The sequence below is a fragment of the Pseudomonas sp. A-RE-22 genome (assembly GCF_019956035.1).
Lineage (GTDB): Bacteria > Pseudomonadota > Gammaproteobacteria > Pseudomonadales > Pseudomonadaceae > Aquipseudomonas > Aquipseudomonas brassicacearum.
Genome location: NZ_JAHBCZ010000088.1, coordinates 193,058 through 209,354, shown reverse-complemented (window position 1 = coordinate 209,354; position 16,297 = coordinate 193,058). Strand labels below are relative to the sequence as shown.

Genomic DNA, 16,297 nt, shown 5'->3' with positions numbered 1-16,297 from the left:
CGCCGGACAGGTCCTGTTGCGGCAGATAGGCACGACTGGTGACCAGGCCTTTTTCGATGTAAAGGTCGGTGATGACTTTGAGCAGTTCGTTAAGCTGCGGCACGCCCAGGCATTGGCCGATGTAGGGCTTGAGCAACTGCTCGCGCTCGCCGGCGGAAAGGCTGTCGGCGCCTTTGAGTTCGATGGTCTTGACGGGGAAGCAACGGGTATCGGCAGGTGCGGTCGGCTGGGTCGGCTTCGCCTCCTTGCCGTGCAGGCCCTTGAGCTCTTCCAGGCGCCGACGCTGCTCTTCAAGCAAGCGATTCTGGCGTTCGCGGATCAAGTCCGTGTCGCCTGGCGTGGGGGCGGCGTGAGCCAGCGAGAGTGGAGAAAGGCACAGCAGCGCTAGACACAACCTAGCTACGACAAGTAAACACATGATCATCCCTGGTCGTGGCTTTTTGATATCACGACGGAAAGGCATGCTAGGCATTTGCCTGATAACTTCAATTACAGTTGCGTGAAATATTTATTTCGGTTCTAGCCGAAAAAAAGCCAATCTGTGCTCCAACGAAGCCTTTACCACCCAATCAGGGATCTCATCCAACTACCAACAAAAGCGCAACTTCACGATCAAGGTGGACACTACGCCACCACACTTCACAAGCTGAGGCACTGGACCGGACACCAGGCTCGGGGGAAGCGTGAAGGCGCGAGATATTCCGCGGGTTCAAACCGACTACTCCAGGGAAGTCATCAACAAGGCGTTCGTTTCACCGTCATGCGTGAATAAGCGTCAGGCGCATTCATCTCAACGTCACCACTCGATGTAAAGCTGGTCTCAACCTAAAAATGCCAGGGCACTGCGTACGCCCAAGGACTGCCAATGAGACTTGCCACGTACAACGTCGAAAACCTCTTCAACCGCGCCGCAATAATGAACCTTGAGGGATGGGCAGAAGGTAAACCGACATTGGAGCGCTTCGCAAAACTCAATGGATTGCTGAGTCAAGAAACCTATTCAGCAACGGATAAGCGACTCATGGTGCGTTTACTAGGCGAGCTAGGACTTAGCCGCTCAGACCAAGGACCTTTCACCTTGCTTCGACAAAATCGCGGCAGCTTGGTCAAACGATCCCGCAACGGGGAAATAACAATTGTTGCCAATGGGCGATCCGATTGGGTCGGCTCGCTGGAGTTGGTTCAGGCGCCTGTTGATGAGGAAGCCATGCGTAACACCGCCAGGGTCATGATTGATTTGAAAGCCGATGTACTGGCGGTGGTAGAAGCAGAAAGCAGACCAGCGCTACGCGACTTCAACACTGAGATCATCGGTGGGCTAGGCGGTGACCCGTTCAGCCACGTGATGCTGATTGACGGCAATGACGAGCGCGGCATTGATGTCGGTGTGGCCGCGTGCGCAGGCTTTCCAATTGGAACCATGCGCAGCCATGTGGATGATCGTGTGGACGCCGGTCCCCTGATTTTTTCGAGAGATTGCCCAGAGTTTTATCTGGCAATGCCATCCGGTCTCCGATTGGTGTTGTTAGTCAATCACTTCAAAAGCAAAGGCTACGGCAGCCTCTCTGACTCGGCCAAAAGAAGACTTGCCCAAGCCAGTCGAGTGAAGGAAATCTATAACTCTTTGATTGAGCAAGGCGAACAATATGTCGCCGTTGTAGGTGACTTGAACGACACGCCGGACAGCGACGCATTGAAGCCGCTCCTTGGAGATACGACGCTGAAGGATGCATTCACTCACAAGCGTTTCGATGACGGCGGTTATCCGGGAACATACGGCTCGTGCACAGCAACCAACAAAATTGACTATCTACTGCTGTCGCCGGAACTCTTTCTGAAGGTAAAAGCTGGTGGGGTTTACCGCAAGGGAATGTGGCCAGGTTCAAGACCGGTACGCTGGGAGACCTACCCGGAAATCATCAAGAAAGAAAATGCGGGGTCCGACCATACTGCTGTGTGGGTAGATCTAGATATTTGAGCGCTTTGGAGCTAATTGCTAGCTATCGGTTAGCCTTCGCGGCCCCTAGCCGTTGCGACTTGGTCTCGGTTCCGCTCCAGACATTCAAATATAAAGGAGATCAATGCGACGATGGAGCGCATGCACCTGCCCTGAGCGATGGTTCGAGTGATATAACCCAGCTCGACATTGATTGACGCTGCCAGCGCACCAAAACGTCAGATCCTCAGGCAGCTCCCCTTGGACCGAGGAATTGCATCACATCCACGCTAAAAGAGCGCTAAGAGAGTGCTTTCCGAGGGCAACAGTTTGGCATTGCGCTCAAGGCGACGCGGATCGTCTATTTCATATGAATGAAGAAGTGTTGTACGGTTTTCAGAGCGCCAAGCAGCTCTAAAAACTGAATTATCAAAGTGTCGAATTGATGTACTAAATAATGTACTGAAAAAACGTGGCTATTTATGTATCAGAATGGACTTTACTGGAACGAAAAAAGAGGCCGAAGCCTCTTTTTTTGCTTTCTACATACTTCAGTGGAAGCCTATAGAAAAATAATTGGAGCGGGAAACGAGACTCGTACCTGGTGTCCGACTCATTGAAATCTAAGGGGTTTCTTTTCTTTCCGGAGCAGGAAAAGACTTAATTCTGGACTTGTTTTTGAAGTATTTCAAGATCCAAGTCTGGTATGACACCAGCGTTGGAGTGGATCAATCACTGCCCGCCTGGTTCGAAAATGTGAGTTGACGGCCTCTCTGTTACCCTGAATGGGCTTCTCGCTTCTGTTTCCAGCGCTGGTGTCGAGATCCTGAAACACATTTCCCCACAGAACCGACCTGGCTGGTATCGTTCTCGACGATCAGCTTGATATCGCCGAGTTCCTCCTTGGGAGGCGGCGAGCGCAAGCCGTCGAAGAGGTTGCGGGCAGGCGTCGCGGCTTGCCGACGCTGCAGCTGCGCAATGCCTGCCCTGATGGCGCTCAGCGCGGCTGAAGACGCAGCAGTTTGCCATCCTGTTCGTCGGTGAGCACGTAGAGCAGGCCGTCAGGGCCCTGCCTGACATCCCGAATGCGGGCATGCCCGTCCTCCAGCAACTTGTGCTCGGCCACGACCTTACCGTCTTTCAGTTCGATACGGTCGAGGTAACCGAACTTGAGCGAACCGACGAAGAGATTGCCCTTCCATGCCGGCCCATAACGGTCGCTAGTCAGGAAGGCCATGCCGGACGGCGCGATCGAGGGCACCCAGTAATGCAGCGGCTGCTCCATGCCGTCCTTGGCGGTCAGGCCGTCGCCAATCTTCCCGCCGCCATAGTTTTCGCCGTAGGTGATGACCGGCCAGCCGTAGTTGCGCCCCGCCAGCGGAACGTTGATCTCGTCGCCGCCCTGCGGACCGTGATCGTTCATCCAGAAGCGGCCGTCCGGACCGAGCGTAGCGCCCTGGCTATTGCGATGGCCATAGCTCCAGATCTCCGGCAAGGCACCGGCGCGGTCGACGAAAGGGTTGTCGGCCGGTACCGCGCCGTCCTTCTGGATGCGCACCACTTTGCCCAAGTGGTTATCGAGTTCCTGCGCATCCTCCTTCCGGCTGTAACGCTCGCCCAACGTGACGAAAAGCGTCCCGTCCTTCGCCTCGACGATGCGGCAGCCGAAATGCGCGGAGCTGCTCACCTTCGGTCGCTGACTGAAAATCACCTGCAGGTTGTCGAGGCGCACCATGTTGCTCGACAGCGTCGCGCGTGCCACTGCCGTGCTATTGCCCGCGCCACCAGCGGCCGGTTCGGAAAAGCAGAAGTAGACCATGCGATTCACGTCGAAAGCACTGTCGGTCACGACATCCAGCAGCCCGCCCTGCCCGCCTGCCGCGATCGCCGGCAGCCCCTCAACCGGCGGGCCGATGCTCCCATCGGCACCAACCACCCGAAGCCGGCCCGGCCGTTCTGTCACCAAGTAGCGATGTGCCGGAAGAAAGGCCACTGCCCAGGGATTCTCCAATCCGGTTGCCACACGCTCAGCCCGCACCTCGGCGGCCAGCGCGCTGGCAGCAAAACCCATGGCAAGAAATGCTGGGACCAGAACCCACTCAAGTTTCAGATTCATGTCTGTTCCAATGGTTGATTTGACAGCCGCTAGCACACCCTACGAAGAAAGATATAAATTAGTAAATCTTTGTGCTACGCATGTGCATCCAGATATTTCTCTGCTTTTGCGATCCCGTTCATGCGCCGAAGTTTCTGCATCGTGAAAGCGCCCCCCTGCGTCCGAACGCCAATGGCGGGAGGCTTCGACGCCAGGTGTTTAGGCAAGGCACCTCAAGTCGGCGGCTCGCTGAACTTGGCGACGAACATCTCTATGAAGCTCGGTGATCCGGCGAGGGTCAGCGTCACTTCGTGCCAGCCTCCCAGCTCGACGGTCACTGCAGGTCGTGGTCCCACAGTACATGCCCACTGAGGTATTTCATCTCGCCCCACCGAGAACGCGTGCGCCGCGGCGCCCGTGGTAACGGAGCCTGCGTCAGTCAGCGCACTTGGTCACGACCCTGCCGTCGACCGACGGATGTACCGGAAATGGCGCCATGGCCTCGAACACGCCGTCGCGTCGCACCAGCGCGTGGAACAGAGCGGCCCCGAGGTGCAGCAGGATCAGCGCGAAGAAGCAGAACGAGAGGAACTTGTGAGCGTTCCACAGCCAGCTGTGCAGGCCGGCGTCGGGCGACACGATGGCGGGCAGATGCAGCCCGGCGACGAGCACCGGGTAGTCCGCCGCCGACAACATGGCCCAGCCAAGCAAGGGCATCGCGAGCATCAGCACATAGAACGCGACATGCGAGAGTTTGGCGGCGAGCTTCATCGGCTCGGGCATGTCACGCGGCAGCGGCGGCGCACCAAGGCGCCAGCGGACGATCAGGCGCAGCACCGCGAGCACGAGGATCGCAATGCCCAACGGCTTGTGGATCGAGACCAGCATCAGGTACGCGGGCGTGATCGTCGAGACCATGCCGACGCCGATGAACAGCATCGCGAGGATACAGATCGCCATGCCCCAATGAAGCGCCCGCTGCAACGGCGCGAATTGCTGGTTGACTTGGCTCATGGCTTGGCTCCGGCGGTGGTGGTGGACGGGGTGCGCGGATAGTCTTTTTCTTCGGCGGTCCGGCGGTTGTACGAGACCGAATAAGCGGCCGAACGTGCGGCGGGGAAAGGGTCGTCGGATGTGCGCATGCCGGCCGGCAGCACGGTGGGATCGAAGTTGATGTCGCGGCATGAGCCATCGGCCTCAGGCTGAATCTTCGTCACCGACAGGGTGCCGACGCCGACGCTGCGGCGATCTTCCGGCCAAGCCTTGCTCGGGTCGGCGGTCGGGTCGCCCGGGTCGGCGACCATGACCGTCATAGCCCAGCGCTGCGTCGCCTTCGCGACGCGCTCGGTGATGTCGGTCAGCAGGAAATCGGGCTCGCGCTTCTTGAGTTCGTCGCCCGAGACCGGCACAGGTTTGGCGACCGGATTAAAGGACCAGCGCACGGTTTGGTCCTGGCCCTGCGCGTTGGTGAAGACGAAGCTGTTGATGCCGTTGTAGCGGTCTTCGGCGTACGAACTGGTGAACGGCGCACTGCCGGCCCACTGGCTAAACGCGCCGATCTCGGGGTGCACAGCGGCGAAATGCTTCAACGCATCCGGATGGCTCTTGTCGGCAGAAGCCACCTGCAAATCGTAGAAAGCCTGCGGCGTCGCGACCGGGAAGAACGGCGCATTGATCATCGCGGAGCGCCACTCCTGGCCGTCGGGCGTTCGGATGCGCAGGCTCAGGGAGCGCACGCGCGCTGTGCCATCGGGCGCTTTGAGGTCGGGCGAGGCGAGGTTGAAGCGGCCGGTCACGGGATAGGTGCCGGCGGCGAACATCTGTGCCTTGGACAAATCGCTGCCCGTGCCGTTGGCCTCGAAGGTACCGGTGAAGCAGATACCCTTGGCATGGGCGCGGCGGAAACCGAGAGCCGGTCCTGCGGGCGGCGCCAGCACCTCGACGATCTTGGTCGGCGTGAGGCGTGCGGGTGTCAACCAACCGGCTGTGTATACGAACGCGGCGCCGACGGCGACAACCACCGCCGCGATCAGTACGAGCGGCCCTAGAAAAGACTTATTGGAGTGAGGATGTCGCTCGTTCATCGAAATTTCTTCCGGAGTGCGGGGTGGAGAGTTCTGTAACGAATTTAACGCTTTACTCAAAAACCTTGTGCTAAGTCGCTACGGCGCTGAAGACTTCTATACGCACCGGCCAGCAACGTTACGTTGCCGCCGGCCGCGCGGCTCGGCGAAGAAGAAGAAGAAGAAGAAGAAGAAGAAGAAGCAGTACAGGTGGCGACGATTATTCCCCCAGGCAAAACTGCACAGCGAGGTGATGGTGAATCTGCATCCGGGCTCCAGAGTGATGCTCTGCGACGCGTTTTGTCTGCCCCCCTCAACGGGATGCCGGCTTCTTTGATTTCTACCGTGCCGACCTGGAAGTACGCTGGCCGGAGATAGCGAGGATGACACAGGAACGCGCCACAACGCCGTCGATCAAGACGGAACAAGCGACGCACTGAGCGAGACCACACCCGTAATCCCCATTGCAGGTATAGTTTGTTCCCGTCATACCGATTTCGTCACGAATCACCCACAGCAGCGGCTGTGTCGCCCTCAGCTTCGACCTGATAGGTCTTATCGTTAATCTGAAGCTCCAAACTCTCCAGCCATCTTGGCTCTAAAAAGCGCTATTAACGGGGCGTCGCGTAATGGTTACCTATACATGGTTTGAAAGTATCATGAGCTTAGTGGGCTCAATCATGCAGCCACGTGCTAGGCCCTATGAATAAAAGTACGCAATACCAGAAATCACCGCGCATCGATGGCACATCAACACAGTGATTTAGTGCCCGCTCAACTACGAGCGAGCACGACTCACAACTAAGTAACATGCTTGAGACGATTACCGTTACCGATTCAGGGCTTTGCATCTTTTCTTTTGGAAAAACCTACCGGCCCACAACCTGGATGAAGTATTACTTTTCGGCCAGCGGCTAATTTTTCAAATGGTCTCTTGCCCCTACAGACCTGAAGAACGGGTTTAGAAGCAGCTTCAGCAGGAAGCGCCGGAACGGAAACAGAGGTTGTGATCTCTCTTTCGACGCAGCCCAACAAGCCTTGACCAAACAAGCTTTCACATCCGTTAAGCACTTGGCCGATGTCCTCTACAAGGTCTCGTCCATCGCCTGTCCCAGACCGAGTCACTCGAATCGGCTACCAACGCAGCCTGCGGCGGGTTTTCCGCCGGTCATATAGCGAGGCTGAGCTGATGCAGGCGGACCGAATACTTCCAGGTACGGGACTCGATGATCAATGGTCATCGCAGCGTGGTGATATGTCATTCGAACAAGCATGAACTCATCGGGGTAGGTTTCCATTTCGAACCGCCTGGGACCTGGGGGCGCGATTATCCAATAGCGTGCATAGATGCTTGCAATTTCATGGGATGTTTTGAGGCAGTGACAGGCATACATTAGTTGGCAAAGCCAATCCCGACGCGCTACGCCATTTGCGAAACGAATATTCCCCATGGTTGTAAAAGTCTATGACCCCTACGCCGACGACAAGCCCTGCTGCTCGACGGGTATTCAGGCTGGCAGGAACAATCTCAACTTTATGTAAGGCAAGCACATGCAACTGACACAGGAATGGGACAAGACTTTCGCCAAGAGCGACAAGGTGGACCATAAGAAGATCACCTTCACGAACCGCTATGGCATCACCCTAGCGGGCGACCTGTACCAACCGAAGAACGCCAGCGCAAAGCTGGCAGCTATTGTCGTCTGTGGCCCGTTTGGCGCGGTGAAGGAGCAGTCCTCCGGGCTCTATGCGCAAACCATGGCCGAGCGCGGCTTTGTCACGTTGGCCTTCGATGCATCCTACACCGGGGAAAGCAGCGGTGAGCCGCGCAACGTCGCCTCGCCAGACATCAACACCGAGGATGTGAGCGCGGCAGTGGATGCTCTTGGCCTGCAACCCTCCGTTGATCGCGAGCGAATTGGCGTCATCGGCATTTGCGGTTGGGGCGGCATGGCGCTGAATGCCGTGGCCTTGGATAAGCGCGTCAAGGCGGTTGTCGCCAGCACCATGTACGACATGACCCGCGTCATGTCCAAGGGCTACAACGATAGCGTGACCCTCGAACAGCGCACGCAAGGGCTCGAACAACTGAGCGCACAACGTTGGGTCGACGCGAAAAATGGTGCCCCTGCGTACCAGCCCCCCTACAACGAACTGAGGGGTGGTGAAGCGCAGTTCATGGTCGATTATCACGATTACTACAGCACAACCCGCGGACACCATCCGCGCGCGGTCAACTCGGGCAACTCGTGGACGATCACTACACCCCTGTCGTTCATGAACATGCCGATCCTGACCTACATCGCGGAAATTTCTCCACGCCCGGTCCTGTTCATCCACGGTGAAAACGCCCACTCGCGCTACTTCAGCGAAACCGCTTACGCGGCCGCGGCGCAGCCGAAGGAGCTGATGATCATTCCAGAGGCCAGCCACACCGATCTGTATGACCGTGTGGACGTGATTCCTTTCGACAAGCTGACGACCTTCTTCACACAGCACCTGGCCACGGCGGCAGGCGTCGCTTGACGCATTGAGGCGACCGCATCCTGGCGAGCAAAATGCCACTACGCGGCTGACCTGGCTGGCTCGCCCTACGGTATGGACTCATGCCACTCAACACTTCTGACTTTCCAGTGGGGATCGCAACCAGAACTGGCAATAGACCACTCGCTGAGGAGCGTCTTCGCCATATTGCTGCGTGAATTCGCGCTCGATACCTGCGAATTCACGTGCAGGCGCGGCAACGCGTCTGGCCCATTTTCCGCATTACAAGGAGAACAACATGAATTGCGAAAACGTTGACGTCGGTGCAGGCGACACTCTCTCCTCTCTTGGCGCTGCAAGTCGTAGGCATTCCTGGCACCGGCGGGCCATGCAACAGCTTGGAATGCCGCTGCTTCTCCTTGCACTGTGCAGCGGCCATCCCGCCCACGCCGCCAGCACTGCGCTGCCCGTGGCCGCTGAGCAGGATGTCACTCAAGCCCCCAAGAAATCGGATGAATCACGCCTGTGGATGACCGTCGGGGAACGTCGCTTCGCCATCACCCTGGTCGACAACGAGGCCACTCGTGCATTCGCCGCCACGCTGCCGCTGACACTGGACATGGAGGACCTCCACGGAAACGAGAAGAAAAAAGAACTGCATGACGCGCTGCCCACCAGTGAAAGCCGGCCCGGCACGATCCGCAACGGAGACCTTATGCTTTGGGGATCGCGCACCGTGGTCATCTTTTACAAGACCTTCGACTCAGCTTACTCATACACCCGTCTGGGCCGCGTAGACGATCCGACTGGCCTGGCCCAGGCGCTCGGCCGTGGCGATGTTCGGGTGGTGTTCTTCCAAGAGCAGCGTGCGCTGACAAAGTAGTCGCCCCACGCTCAACACCGACCTGAGATACCGCCTCATCATCTGCTGCGTCTCCTTCGCAGCCAGAATCCAGAGAGAGAAATCATGATCAAAGACAAAGTAGTCATCATCACCGGCGCATCGTCCGGAATCGGCGAGGCAACCGCCAAGCTGCTCGCGAGCAAAGGCGCCAAAATCGTGCTCGGTGCGCGACGCGAAGACAAGCTCAAGCAGATCGCGGACGAGATTCTCCTGAGCGGAGGCCAGGTGGTTTATCAGATGCTGGACGTGACAAAGCAAGAGGAAAACGACCGCATCGTCCAACTGGCCAAAGAAACATTTGGCCGTGTGGACGTCATTTTCCTGAACGCTGGGCTGATGCCGAACTCACCCCTGTCCGCACTAAAGACCGAAGACTGGCACCAGATGATCGATGTCAACGTCAAGGGCGTTTTGAATGGCGTGGCCGCGGTGCTACCCGAGTTCCTGGCACAGAAGTCTGGGCACGTCATCACCACCTCTTCGGTGGCGGGGCTCAAGGCGTATCCGGGCGGCGCCGTCTATGGCGGGACGAAGTGGTTCGTGCGCGATTTCATGGAAGTCCTGCGCATGGAATCCGCCATGGAAGGCAATAATATCCGCACCGCGACGATCTACCCGGCCGCAGTCAACACTGAACTGCTGGCGACAATCAGCGATAAGCAGGCGCTAGACCAGATGCAGGACATCTATGACAAGTACGGCATTTCTCCAGACCGAATCGCCAACATCGTAGCCTTCGCGATCGACCAGCCCGATGACACAACAATCAACGAGTTCACAGTTGGCCCTGCGAACCAGCCTTGGTGAGTGCATTGCAGTCACGCAAGACGTCCGACAGCCCACCACTGTCCTGACAAGGAGCTTTCATGAAGACCGTACAACTAGGATCAACCGACACTCGGGTTCCCAATGTCGTCGCGGGCATGATGCGCATTGCCGGCAGCGCCGATGACCAGATCCGGGCGCTCTACACCGCGGCACGCGAATCGGGCATCAATTTTTTCGATCACGCCGACCTCTACGGATTCAACCATCCCGGCGGTGGCCCGCACCTGTGCGAACGCCGCTTCGGCGAGGCGCTGCGACTCAGCGGCGCCGAGCGCGAGCAAATCTTCCTCCAGTCCAAAACCAGTATTGTCGCCGACCCGTGGCACTACGATCAGTCCTACGAGCACATCGTGGCGTCGGCCGAGAGGTCGCTGAAAGCGCTGGGTACCGACTATCTGGATGTGTTATTGCTGCACCGGCCCGACGCACTCGTGGAGCCGGAAGAAGTCGCCCGCGCCTTCGACCATCTGGAGTCCACCGGAAAGGTCCGCGCGTTCGGAGTTTCCAACCATACGCCCCGTCAAATCGATCTGCTTAAGACCGCCGTGACCCAACCGATCCTGGCCAACCAGGTCCAGCTCTCGCTGACGCATTCGACGATCGTCGCCCAAGGCCTATCGTCGAACATGACTGGATTCGACGACTCAATCACTCGTGACGGTGGCGGCATCGTCGACTACGCGCGGATCAACAAGATCACGCTGCAGGCGTGGTCTCCATTTCAGAAAGCCTTTCAGGATGGGGTGTTCTTCGACTCTCACGACTATCCGGAACTTAACGCTGAACTCAACCGACTCGCTGCGCAGTACGACGTCACTCCGACCGCGATCGCGACAGCCTGGATAACTCGTCACCCCGCCAACATCCAAGTAGTGCTGGGTACCACAAGACCCGAGCGCCTCGTCGAGGCAGCCGCGGGCTCGAACATCCCGCTCACCCGCCCCGAATGGTATGGGCTAATCCGAGCGGCAGGTCACAACGTCCCCTGAACGTTTTCGGGCGCCGAGAGTGCGCCTGCCTCTCTGATGGCTGACCAGTTCCCCTGCTAGTCCCGCGGTTCAGTTAACACTCGAGTCCTACTTGGATCATGCACGCCGCAGCGTAATGATCGAAATTTCCCGTGGTACACCGATACGCAAGGGTAGCCAGTGGCCTAGTCCGGAAGTGACGTCGAGGAATGCCGCCCCGTCGCGATAGATTCCATGCATATAGTCGTACGCGACGATCACTGGCCGCCCGAAGAATCGTACCTGCCCACCATGCGTATGGCTGGACAGGGTCAATACCGCGCCACGCGAGGCAGCGATGGGAAAGAACTCGGGGTGGTGTGACAACGCAATGAGCGTATCGCCAGGCGACGCCTCGGCGAACGCCAGTTCTGCGAACCTGCGCATGGCTGCATCCTGCTCGTCCCGCGGAAGCATGTGACGTCCATCCGAGGCGAGCGGGTAATCTACGCCAGCAATGCGCAACGGCACGTCGCGCGGGTGCACTACGACACTGTTGTTGATGAGCACCTGGATACGAGGGTTGCGCGCACGCAAGGCGGCGACTACGGCGGCTTCGTTAGGGTACTTGTCATGATTTCCCAGGATGGAGAGCACAGGCAGCGCGTCACTTCTCTCCAAAGCGTCCAGCGTCGGCTCCAGCTGGCTGAGATCGTCGATGAGATCACCCGTAATCGCCAGCAAGTCCACCTTACGCAAATTGACGATGTCGATGGCCTGGGCAAAGTCCTCGGGCACGATGAAATGCCCGATGTGGACATCACCTATGTTAGCGACCCGCAGTCCGTCCAAACCTTCGGGCAGACCGTTCACATGGACCACTTCTTCGCGAACCACTGGGCCTCCGACTGTGCCGAAGCTCACACCAATCCCAACGATCAGTGAAACTGCGACGACAGTCAGAGGAACGCGCATGCCGACGGTTGAGCGCCGTCCAAGAAGGCCACGCGCAACAAGAAACAGCCCGACGGGCAGAGTCAGGAACAAGGCCGTCAGCACCGCACCGACCCACGCACTGACCAGCCAGCGGCCGGCTTCGCTCCATCCACCTTTGAGTTCGGGTAGACACCACCAAATAAGGTGTACCGCGGCAGCCAATACGCAGAACGCCACGATGCAACCCCGCTTGCGGGCGGCGCGACCAGTCACCAGGAGAAACAAGCCTATGATGATCGTCAACACAATCGAACGAACGAACACAAACTCGTAACTCATAGCCGACTCACTCCCTTTCTATAGCGAGGGTCTTGGCGGGACCCTCGCCCTACTCTCTCAACGCATCTGCAGGATGATCGGGTTGCTGCTGGCCGGATTGGTTCGCTCACGCAGTTCCTTCACCTCGTCAGCCTTCACTGCGCCTCCCTGATTACCCCATGACGTGCGAACGAAAGTCAGTACATCAGCGACTTCCTGATCAGAGAGTTGGTTGCGGTATGGGGGCATGCGATACGAATCCGGAATGCCATTGGCAACGACACGTTCGGAACCATTCAAGGTCGCATTGATGCTCGTAGCGCTTTCCTTCACCATCGATGAAGATGCGCCTGCCAAAGGAGGTATCCATGGCGCCTGCCCGCTGCCATCACTGCCGTGGCAACTGCTGCACTTGGCCATATAGTTGACTGCCCCAGGTGTCGACAACTGAGGTTGTTCAGCCGTCTGTATGGTAGCGGGCTTCCATGGCGGCCCGTCACGCTTTGGGTCGCCCGGCAACGACACCAGGTAATGCGCAATGGCTTTCAAGTCCGGGTCGGACATGTATTGCGTCGAGTTGTTGAAGACTTCCGCCATGGTGCCCACGACCACGCTGTGAGCGTTACGTCCGGTTTTCAGATAGTCGACGATCTCCTGCTCGCTCCAGCGCCCCAATCCAGTGTTCGGATCCTGGCGCAGGCTCGGCGCGTACCACCCATCGAGCAGCGAACCGCTGAGGAAAGTAGCGCTGCTTTCATCCAGCGACTTCTCGTTCATCGTCAAGCTGCGTGGGGTATGGCAACTGCCACAATGCCCCGCGCCCTGGACGATGTAGGCGCCGCGGTTCCACAGCGCATCCTCTGATGGCTTGGCCTGATAGGCACCGTCATCGACAAACGCGGTATTCCATAAAGCCAGCGGCCAGCGCATGTTGAGCGGCCAGGGGATATGGCTTTGCTGGTTCTGCTGCTGCGCCGGCTTAACGCCGGCCATGAAGAACGCATAAAGCGCCCGCACATCATCGTCGCTGAGCTTGGCATAGGATGGGTAAGGCATAGCCGGATACAGCCTGTGCCCGTCAGCCGCGACTCCGCTGCGTACTGCGCGATCGAAGTCGGCCAGGCTGTAATTACCGATGCCCGTTTGTTTGTCCGGGGTAATGTTGGTGGCATAGATCGATCCCATTGGGGTCGCCATCTCCAGGCCGCCGGCAAACGGCGCACCTTTGGGCGTGCTGTGGCAGGCCACGCAATCGCTAAGCCTGGCGACATATTCACCACGCTGGACGAGCTGTGAGTCTGTCGATGGTGCAACTGTCTCATCAGCAAAAGGCGAAGATGGCGTGCGATTGACGAACCAGCCCAAGCCCGCCGCCACGACGATGCCTGCAGGCAGCAGATACTTTATAGTTTTATTCACGAGCCATTCCTTATCAGGTGTCGAAGCGGTACTGCGATAGAGGCATGCTGCGAATTTGTTGACCGGTCAGTCGCGAGACGGCGTTGGCAACCGCCGGCGCCACCGCAGGCAAAGGTGGCTCACCGATTCCGCCCATTGGCGCACCGCTTTCCACCACGCGGACATGGACCCTGGCCATCATCTCTGGTGTAAGGATGCGATAGAGGTCGTAATTGCGCGCCACCGGCGTGCCACCTTTGTAGATGGCTTGTTCGATCAGGGTCTGAGACAAGCCAAGGGCCACGGCAGAGTTGACTTGAGCCTCGATGATCGCGGGATTGACGATGCTACCCGGATCGATTGCTTGCCAGATGTCGTGAACTTTCACGGCGCCATTGCTGATGGAAACCTCTGCGATCACCGCCGTTTCGGTACCAAATGGCGACGCCATCGCAACGCCCCTTGCTCGCTTGGTGCCATCCGGCGCAGTGAAAGGCCCTCGCTTCCACCCTCCGGAGAGATCGGCCACTGCTTTGAGCAAGTTGCTCAGCCGCTCGTTGCCCTGCAGTAGCTTGGCCCGCAGCTCATAGGGGTCCTGCCCCCCGGCATCCGCCACTTCATCCAGGAACGCTTCATACATGAAATCATTGATGGAGTTTCCTACTGAACGCCAGTAGCCCAGCATCACCGGGGTCTGCGAGTACAGTTGAGCGATCCGACGATGGGCAATGGCGTATTTTTTACCGGCCAGGCCCTCGACGGCGGTCGGGTCGATTTTGTCTCCTTGTTTGTTAGCGATCCCCTCGGTTGGCCCTTCCGTGGCACTGATTGCTTCAAAGGCCACCGGCATGCCTTGTTCATCCAGGCCAGCGCGAAAGCGCACCACAGCTGAGGGGCGAAGCACGTCACGCAAAAACTCTTCCTCGCGACTCCAGATCACCTTGATCGGCCGACCTGTGAATTGAGCCAGCTGGATGGCCTGAGGGTAAGGTGATGAATTCGGGTACAGAAAATGCCGGCCAAAAAAACCACCCAGCAGCGGTGAGCGAAGAGTGATTCTGGAAGGGTCCAGGCCGGTGCGTTTGGCGACGTCGGCTAAAAACAGATCAGGGGCTTGGTTCGGCAGCCACAAATCGAGATTGCCTTCAGCCCCGAAGCGCGCCAGGGCCGAGGGCGGCTCCAACTGGGCGTGGTTGAGGTATTGGGTATGATAAGTCGCGCTGACGATTTTCTTGGCGCCGGCCAGCCCTTGCTGCAGGTCGCCCTCACGTTCGGCCTCATCCCCAGCGTCGGTGGTTTTACTCAGTTGCTCCGCATAGGCCTGGGTGTCGAAATTAGCCGGCATGTAGCGCACGGTTGAATCGCCACCCGGCTCCGTCCACTCCACTTGCAGAGCCTCGACGGCACGCTTGGCCACCCACCAGCGTTGCGCAACCACCGCCACTGCCCCTTCAAGACGGTGCACCGAATGCACGCCTTTGAGGTTTCTGATCTGATCCTCGTTGCGCACCAGCCCCACTTGCAGACCCAGGCGCGGCGCATGCTGTACCGCGGCGTGGAGCATGCCTTCGACACGAGTATCGATGGTGTATTGCGCCTTACCAGTGGACTTGTCGTAGACGTCTATTCGCTGGACCGGCTTACCGATCCAGCGGAATGTGGCAGGGTCGCGCAGAGTAACGGTTTGCGGATCGGGAATGGGCAAATCGAGCGTTAGCGGCGCGAGTTCACCGTAGGTGATCGATCGATTGGAAGCGGCATGAATGACCCGCCCTGGCTCGGTAGTTAGCTGCGCCAGAGGCACCTTCCAGTGGGAGGACGCGGCCTGCAATAGCATCAGGCGCGCCGATGCGCCCAGTCGGCGCATGGTCATGTAGCTCGCGCGCATCGACCGGCTACCACCCGTGAAGCGCATGCCACCTTCCATGACTTTGAAGTCACTCCCGGGCGCCGCGTTCTCCACCAGAAAGCTGGCTGGATCTATATCGAGCTCCTCACCCACGACCTGTGCCATGCCCGTGAAAATACCCTGCCCACCCTCGATAAAGGGGCTCTGCAGGCGAACGGTATTATCCGGACGAATCTCCAGGAACGCCGGTACACGGGCGCCAGGCGGCAATGCCTGGGCACGCTCGGCAGCACGCAACGGGCCAAGGGGAATTCCGAAGCTGATAACAAGCGCACCCGCCGTGACGCCAGCCGATGCCTGCAAAAAACGGCGGCGAGAGACGTTCACAGGTTGCGCGTCGGAGAGTACGCCGCGCTCGGCGATTGAATCATCCAGTTTTGACATAGTGTTCCCCTGTGTTTGCATTCAATGCTCGGCCTGGCAGCAGACCAATCCCTGCTCCATTAAAGGTGGTCAGGATTAGCCGTCGGCATTGTCAC

At 58.4% G+C, this 16,297-nt stretch carries 12 protein-coding genes and 3 pseudogenes; 7 read left to right on the top strand and 8 right to left on the bottom strand.

The features are described 5' to 3' along the window. Positions 1 to 418 (bottom strand): POTRA domain-containing protein (locus KGA89_RS29540; protein ID WP_317846356.1); only part of this gene is annotated, 418 nt, incomplete at its 3' end. Between the two features lie 135 nt (positions 419 to 553). On the opposite strand from KGA89_RS29540, the pseudogene KGA89_RS29535 reads away from it, so the two are divergent. Both KGA89_RS29535 and KGA89_RS29530 read left to right on the top strand, forming a co-directional pair. Continuing rightward, positions 554 to 703, top strand: a pseudogene (locus KGA89_RS29535) (zincin-like metallopeptidase domain-containing protein); the annotation flags it as partial. A gap of 162 nt (positions 704 to 865) precedes the next feature. Continuing rightward, entirely contained in the window at positions 866 to 1,978 is a 1,113-nt protein-coding gene (locus KGA89_RS29530; RefSeq protein ID WP_223473189.1) for an endonuclease/exonuclease/phosphatase family protein, read from the top strand. A 955-nt stretch (positions 1,979 to 2,933) separates the two neighbouring features. On the opposite strand, the gene KGA89_RS29525 is transcribed toward KGA89_RS29530, so the two are convergent. From KGA89_RS29525 to KGA89_RS29515, 3 genes are all read right to left on the bottom strand, one after another. Next, the gene (locus KGA89_RS29525) at positions 2,934 to 4,052 is read right to left on the bottom strand and encodes a PQQ-dependent sugar dehydrogenase (protein WP_197679443.1); all 1,119 of its coding nucleotides are present in this window, start codon (positions 4,050 to 4,052) and stop codon (positions 2,934 to 2,936) included. Positions 4,053 to 4,466: 414 nt separating this feature from the next. Then, positions 4,467 to 5,045 carry a cytochrome b gene (locus KGA89_RS29520; protein WP_079303444.1) on the bottom strand — a complete coding sequence of 193 codons (579 nt, stop codon included), beginning with the start codon at positions 5,043 to 5,045 and terminating at the stop codon, positions 4,467 to 4,469. Next, positions 5,042 to 6,115 carry a catalase family peroxidase gene (locus KGA89_RS29515; protein WP_223473188.1) on the bottom strand — a complete coding sequence of 358 codons (1,074 nt, stop codon included), beginning with the start codon at positions 6,113 to 6,115 and terminating at the stop codon, positions 5,042 to 5,044. The genes KGA89_RS29520 and KGA89_RS29515 overlap by 4 nt, the downstream gene beginning before the upstream one ends. A gap of 199 nt (positions 6,116 to 6,314) precedes the next feature. Here KGA89_RS29515 and KGA89_RS29510 point away from each other — a divergent pair. Continuing rightward, positions 6,315 to 6,465: pseudogene (locus KGA89_RS29510) on the top strand (urease accessory protein UreD); the annotation flags it as partial. A 14-nt stretch (positions 6,466 to 6,479) separates the two neighbouring features. Here KGA89_RS29510 and KGA89_RS29505 read toward each other — a convergent pair. Continuing rightward, a pseudogene (locus tag KGA89_RS29505) lies at positions 6,480 to 6,672 on the bottom strand ((2Fe-2S)-binding protein); the annotation flags it as partial. A gap of 973 nt (positions 6,673 to 7,645) precedes the next feature. Here KGA89_RS29505 and KGA89_RS29500 point away from each other — a divergent pair. The 4 genes from KGA89_RS29500 to KGA89_RS29485 all read left to right on the top strand — a co-directional run bounded on the left by KGA89_RS29500 (position 7,646) and on the right by KGA89_RS29485 (position 11,299). Further along, on the top strand, positions 7,646 to 8,620 hold the full coding sequence (locus KGA89_RS29500) for an alpha/beta hydrolase (RefSeq protein WP_013692848.1): 975 nt from the start codon (positions 7,646 to 7,648) through the stop codon (positions 8,618 to 8,620). A gap of 256 nt (positions 8,621 to 8,876) precedes the next feature. Beyond that, complete coding sequence (locus KGA89_RS29495; RefSeq protein WP_223473187.1) at positions 8,877 to 9,461, top strand: cyclophilin-like fold protein; 585 nt, start codon at positions 8,877 to 8,879, stop codon at positions 9,459 to 9,461. Between the two features lie 84 nt (positions 9,462 to 9,545). Beyond that, entirely contained in the window at positions 9,546 to 10,289 is a 744-nt protein-coding gene (locus tag KGA89_RS29490) for an SDR family oxidoreductase (RefSeq protein ID WP_223473186.1), read from the top strand. Between the two features lie 59 nt (positions 10,290 to 10,348). Next, complete coding sequence (locus KGA89_RS29485) at positions 10,349 to 11,299, top strand: aldo/keto reductase family oxidoreductase (RefSeq protein ID WP_223473185.1); 951 nt, start codon at positions 10,349 to 10,351, stop codon at positions 11,297 to 11,299. Positions 11,300 to 11,395: 96 nt separating this feature from the next. Here KGA89_RS29485 and KGA89_RS29480 read toward each other — a convergent pair whose 3' ends face one another. From KGA89_RS29480 to KGA89_RS29470, 3 genes are read right to left on the bottom strand one after another with little or no spacing between them, the layout of a single operon-like run. Beyond that, the gene (locus tag KGA89_RS29480) at positions 11,396 to 12,532 is read right to left on the bottom strand and encodes a metallophosphoesterase (RefSeq protein WP_223473184.1); all 1,137 of its coding nucleotides are present in this window, start codon (positions 12,530 to 12,532) and stop codon (positions 11,396 to 11,398) included. 57 nt (positions 12,533 to 12,589) lie between these two features. After that, entirely contained in the window at positions 12,590 to 13,930 is a 1,341-nt protein-coding gene (locus KGA89_RS29475) for a c-type cytochrome (RefSeq protein ID WP_079302866.1), read from the bottom strand. Between the two features lie 13 nt (positions 13,931 to 13,943). Then, entirely contained in the window at positions 13,944 to 16,202 is a 2,259-nt protein-coding gene (locus KGA89_RS29470; RefSeq protein ID WP_223473183.1) for a xanthine dehydrogenase family protein molybdopterin-binding subunit, read from the bottom strand. Between the last annotated feature and the right edge of the window lie 95 nt (positions 16,203 to 16,297).